This window comes from Proteus cibi (genome assembly GCF_003144405.1).
Taxonomy (GTDB): domain Bacteria; phylum Pseudomonadota; class Gammaproteobacteria; order Enterobacterales; family Enterobacteriaceae; genus Proteus; species Proteus cibi.
The window spans coordinates 1-4,808 of sequence record NZ_PENW01000017.1 but is presented as its reverse complement, the minus strand read 5'-3'; the positions used below and the strand labels follow the sequence as shown (position 1 = coordinate 4,808).

Here is a 4,808-nt window from a genome sequence, read left to right as displayed (position 1 = left end):
TAAAACTGTAGTGATTGCAGCAGTCAGAGTTGTTTTACCGTGGTCAACGTGGCCGATAGTACCAACGTTAACGTGCGGTTTTGAACGTTCAAATTTTTCTTTAGACATTTAAATTGTCCCTCTAAGACACGGAATCGGTGGTTACACCACATCAACCAAGCAGTAAATAAATTAGCGATTTGCTAGTGCTTGTTAAGATTTTAATCAGGAAGGCAAGAACATGAAGGAGTGGTGCTGATAGGCAGATTCGAACTGCCGACCTCACCCTTACCAAGGGTGCGCTCTACCAACTGAGCTATATCAGCACATCTGGAGCGGGCAGCGGGAATCGAACCCGCATCATCAGCTTGGAAGGCTGAGGTAATAGCCATTATACGATGCCCGCAGAACTCGGCTACCTGACTTAAAATCAGCTTTGTATTCTACTTAAGTGTTTACTAATTTAAAACACTTAAGTTAGGAATTAATGGTGGTGGGAGAAGGATTCGAACCTTCGAAGTCTGTGACGGCAGATTTACAGTCTGCTCCCTTTGGCCGCTTGGGTATCCCACCAAACCTAATTTTTNTACTAATTTAAAACACTTAAGTTAGGAATTAATGGTGGTGGGAGAAGGATTCGAACCTTCGAAGTCTGTGACGGCAGATTTACAGTCTGCTCCCTTTGGCCGCTTGGGTATCCCACCAAACCTAATTTTTAATGGTGCCGGCTACCGGAATCGAACTGGTGACCTACTGATTACAAGTCAGTTGCTCTACCTACTGAGCTAAGCCGGCTAAGTGGTGCGCATTCTAGGAGGACTTTCATCATGATGCAACAAAAAAATTGCGATATTTGTTCTTTTGCTTAGATTTTGTTCATTTTTGATTGAATTGTTGATTTTTTAGGAAAAAAACGACTAAAATGCCAACAAAAATTCATGATAGATTAGCAAGCTAATTTATCTATTCAGTCCCCAATTTATTAATCATCAATAAATTTTTAGAAAAAAAATCGATTGCACCCTCATTAGTCTACGCTAAAAAATTATTTCCATGACTATTTTTTATACTTTTTTTACAAATTTATTCAGTTCGTGTCAAAAAAAGTAGAAAAAATTTAAAAAATATCTACGCCTAAGAGTCATCACTCGTTATGATGCTGTTTATTTTTTATCGGATACGGGTGTTTTAAACAGCCTGTCCAACCTGCGAATATTAGGCAGATGTTGGCTTATGAATAACAAAGAACGCTTTATAACCCCTTATTTAGAATTTGACAGAAAGCACTGGGCAACGTTAAGAGATTCCGTTCCTTTAACGCTAACCGAAAAAGAAATTGCGGATTTAAAAGGGATTAACGAAGAAATTTCTATTGATGATGTAATTGAGATTTATCTTCCTCTTTCAAGATTACTCAATTTTTACATAAGTTCTAACTTACGTCGTCAAGCCGTCTTAGAGCAGTTTCTTGGAACAAGAAGCGCCAAAATCCCCTACATTATTGGTATAGCGGGTAGTGTTGCTGTTGGTAAAAGTACTACCGCTCGTTTGCTACAAGCACTTTTAACCCGTTGGCCAGAACATCGTAAGGTTGATTTAATTACTACTGATGGTTTTCTTTTACCTAATGCAGAGTTAAAAAAACGCGGAATAATGAAAAAAAAGGGATTTCCTGAATCCTATGATATGCATAGTCTTGTCTCTTTCGTATCTGATATAAAATCAGGTAAGAAACAAGTAACAGCGCCTGTCTATTCTCATTTAGTGTATGACATCATTCCAGACAAAAAGCAGATTATTGAACAACCTGATATTTTAATCCTTGAAGGATTGAATGTCTTACAGAGCAATCAGGATTATCCTCATGATCCACATAATGTTTTCGTATCAGATTATGTCGATTTCTCCATTTATGTTGATGCTGAAGAAGAATTACTAAAACACTGGTATATCAGTCGCTTTTTAAAATTCAGAGAAGGTGCGTTTACTGATCCTGAATCGTATTTTAATAATTACTCTAAACTAAGCAGAGAAGAATCTATTGAAATAGCATCTTCAATTTGGCAAGAAATTAATGGTTTGAATTTGAAACAGAATATTCTGCCGACAAAAGAAAGAGCGAGTCTTATACTAACCAAAGGTCAAAATCACACAATCACTAATGTTCGATTACGTAAGTAAATTTAAACAATTTTCACCATTTGGTCTAAGTATTATTAGATTTTAGTTATTAAAATTAGCACTCATAACTAAAAAGCTTTCCCGTTTAGGAAAGCTTTTTAGTTTTAGAAGTTCGATGCAATTTACAGCATTATGATGCACTTCTCAGTGAAATCTCACCACCAATATAAGGTGTGATTTTTCCATTTTGTTCTAAAAGTAAAGCCCCCTGATCATTGATCCCTTTGGCAATACCAAAGATCTCTTTTTCACCAATAATAAGCTTCACACGTCGATCCATAAAATTATCTAACCGTTTCCAACGCTCGATAAATACAGATAACCCTTGTTTTTCAAATTGAACAAATGCTTCTCTTAATGCATTAGTAATTTCACAAGCAAGTTCATTTCTGTCAATTTTGATACCTACTTGCTCTAAATTAATCCATTGTTGGTTAATAGCTTCATTTTGATTCTTACTCATTGCGATATTAATACCAATACCTGTGACGATATGGGCAACATCACCTGTTTTCCCTGTTAGCTCAACAAGAATGCCTGAAAGTTTTTTATCATTTAAATAGAGATCGTTAGGCCATTTAACTTTAACGCCATCTGCGCCAAGCTTTTGCAATACTTCAGCCATAATAACACCAACAACCAAACTCAGTCCTATTGCAGCTGCAGGTCCTTGATCGAGTTTCCAATACATACTCAAGTATAAATTCCGACCAAAAGGAGAAACCCACTGGCGTCCTCTTCTACCTCGTCCAGCAGACTGGTATTCAGCAATGCAGACATCACCCGATTTTAATTCGCTAATACGTTGGATCAAGTATTGGTTTGTAGAATCTATAACAGGAATAACGCTAGCGGGCTCACCTTTGATGTGCTTGTTTACACTATCCACATTTAACAAATTCATAGGAGCATCTAATTGATAGCCTTTTCCTGCAACAGTTTGAACATCAATACCCCAACTACGCAATGTCTGAATATGTTTATTGATTCCTGCTCGTGTCATTCCTAAGCTTTCGCCTAGTTGCTCCCCTGAATGAATATTTCCATCAGCAAGGAGCTCAATTAATAATAAAGGAGTCGGTGTTTCTTTCATGAAATAGCGTCCACTGCATTAATCTCGCCATGTTGACCAATAAAACGAACTTCTGGTTCTAATTGTACACCGAAGCGCTCGAAGACTTTTTGGCGTATATAAGCAGCTAAATTAACAATATCTTTGCCTGTGGCTAGACCATCTTTGTTGATGAGAACAAGTGCTTGCTTCATATGAACGGCAGCACCACCAATCTGATGGCCTTTAAGACCACATTGATCAATCAGCCAACCTGCAGCGAGTTTTACACCATCTTGTTGCACATATTGAGGACAGAAGGGGTATTTTGTTTTTAAATGCTGTGCAATACGAGTATCAACAATTGGATTCTTGAAAAAGCTACCTGCATTACCTGTTATGGTAGGATCGGGTAGTTTGCTCATTCTCATCGAGCATACCGCTCCAAATACATCTTTTGGCGTTATTGTCTCTAATGATAATTTTGATAAATCGCCATAGGTAAGAATAGGCTCCCATTTTTTACTAAGCTGTAAGCCAACAGCAATAATCGCAAAGCCTTGCTGGTAATGATGTTTAAAAATACTATCACGGTAACCAAACTGACATTCATTATTAGTTAATCGATGAACATGACCTGTGCTTAATTCAACAATATCAACATAAGCACAAACATCTTTTAATTCTTTGCCATAAGCGCCGATATTTTGTATTGGTGCTGAACCTACATTTCCTGGGATCAACGCTAAATTTTCCAGTCCATAGATATTCTTTTCTAACAGATATTCAATAAGCGCATGCCAGTTTTCACCCGCACCGATATGAATAGACCAATATTGCTCATCTTCCGTAATTTCGATACCCGTAATACAGTTGCGAATAACTATACCATTAAAATCTTCTGTAAATAGTACGTTACTACCGCCGCCAAGAATAAGGGTGGGTAATTTCTGCTTATGGGCATTTTGCCAATACGTACAAAGCTCATCTTTATTATTTGCAGTTTCTATTTGGTGAGCTTTTGCTCTCAAACCAAATGTATTAAATGCTTGCAATGAAACCGATTCTTTCATGAAAGTCTACCTCATTTAGCTGATAGCTTAGTTTAACAGCCAAGCATCGCTGAGGATAGCAGAGTGATAGGTGATTAGTGTGGAGAGATTACATCTGGCATTCCTGATATCTCAGAACGCAAAAAAGCCAACCCATTGGGTTGGCTTTCTCGTCTTATTTAATGCCTGGCAGTTCCCTACTCTCACATGGGGAGACCCCACACTACCATCGGCGCTACAACGTTTCACTTCTGAGTTCGGCATGGGATCAGGTGGGACCGTTGCGCTATGGCCGCCAAGCAAATTCTGTTTTATAACTATCTGTTTATGTAGTTATAATTAATTTTTTATGGTGCTGATACCCAGATTCGAACTGGGGACCTCACCCTTACCAAGGGTGTGCTCTACCAACTGAGCCATATCAGCACTAGTGGCTTATTGTCACCGGCTGACACAGCCTAAATTTGATGCCTGGCAGTTCCCTACTCTCACATGGGGAGACCCCACACTACCATCGGCGCTACAACGTTTCACTTCTGAGTTCG

The 4,808-nt window shown here is 38.4% G+C and carries 4 protein-coding genes, 6 tRNA genes and 2 rRNA genes; 1 reads left to right on the top strand and 11 read right to left on the bottom strand.

Features of this window, described 5'->3' with window-relative positions:
- The 6 genes from DK865_RS09990 to DK865_RS09965 all read right to left on the bottom strand — a co-directional run.
- A partial coding sequence (locus tag DK865_RS09990; RefSeq protein ID WP_228407704.1) for a GTP-binding protein occupies window positions 1-108 on the bottom strand: 108 nt, incomplete at its 3' end.
- A 121-nt stretch (window positions 109-229) separates the two neighbouring features.
- Window positions 230-305, bottom strand: a tRNA-Thr gene (locus tag DK865_RS09985).
- A 5-nt stretch (window positions 306-310) separates the two neighbouring features.
- Window positions 311-385 (bottom strand) — tRNA-Gly (locus DK865_RS09980).
- Window positions 386-467: 82 nt separating this feature from the next.
- Window positions 468-552 (bottom strand) — tRNA-Tyr (locus DK865_RS09975).
- Window positions 553-598: 46 nt separating this feature from the next.
- Window positions 599-683, bottom strand: a tRNA-Tyr gene (locus tag DK865_RS09970).
- A 15-nt stretch (window positions 684-698) separates the two neighbouring features.
- Window positions 699-774, bottom strand: a tRNA-Thr gene (locus DK865_RS09965).
- A 438-nt stretch (window positions 775-1,212) separates the two neighbouring features.
- On the opposite strand from DK865_RS09965, the gene coaA reads away from it, so the two are divergent.
- A complete protein-coding gene (gene coaA, locus DK865_RS09960) occupies window positions 1,213-2,160 on the top strand; it encodes a type I pantothenate kinase (protein WP_023583461.1) in 948 nt (315 codons plus the stop codon).
- Window positions 2,161-2,290: 130 nt separating this feature from the next.
- Here the strand turns inward: coaA and birA are convergent, their stop codons facing one another.
- The 5 genes from birA to rrf (DK865_RS19115) all read right to left on the bottom strand — a co-directional run.
- Window positions 2,291-3,253 carry a bifunctional biotin--[acetyl-CoA-carboxylase] ligase/biotin operon repressor BirA gene (birA, locus tag DK865_RS09955; protein ID WP_023583462.1) on the bottom strand — a complete coding sequence of 321 codons (963 nt, stop codon included), beginning with the start codon at window positions 3,251-3,253 and terminating at the stop codon, window positions 2,291-2,293.
- The gene (gene murB / locus DK865_RS09950) at window positions 3,250-4,284 is read right to left on the bottom strand and encodes a UDP-N-acetylmuramate dehydrogenase (protein WP_109391822.1); all 1,035 of its coding nucleotides are present in this window, start codon (window positions 4,282-4,284) and stop codon (window positions 3,250-3,252) included. The genes birA and murB overlap by 4 nt, the downstream gene beginning before the upstream one ends.
- A 163-nt stretch (window positions 4,285-4,447) precedes the next feature.
- Window positions 4,448-4,563, bottom strand: a 5S ribosomal RNA gene (gene rrf, locus DK865_RS09945).
- 50 nt (window positions 4,564-4,613) lie between these two features.
- Window positions 4,614-4,689, bottom strand: a tRNA-Thr gene (locus DK865_RS09940).
- Window positions 4,690-4,732: 43 nt separating this feature from the next.
- Window positions 4,733-4,808, bottom strand: a 5S ribosomal RNA gene (gene rrf / locus DK865_RS19115); the annotation flags it as partial.

What these genes read in the sequence shown, in the direction of transcription:
- coaA (WP_023583461.1), top strand. Translation starts at nt 1,213, where the DNA reads ATGAATAACAAAGAACGCTTTATAACCCCTTATTTAGAATTTGACAGA.
- birA (WP_023583462.1), bottom strand. Translation starts at nt 3,253, where the DNA reads ATGAAAGAAACACCGACTCCTTTATTATTAATTGAGCTCCTTGCTGAT.
- murB (WP_109391822.1), bottom strand. Translation starts at nt 4,284, where the DNA reads ATGAAAGAATCGGTTTCATTGCAAGCATTTAATACATTTGGTTTGAGA.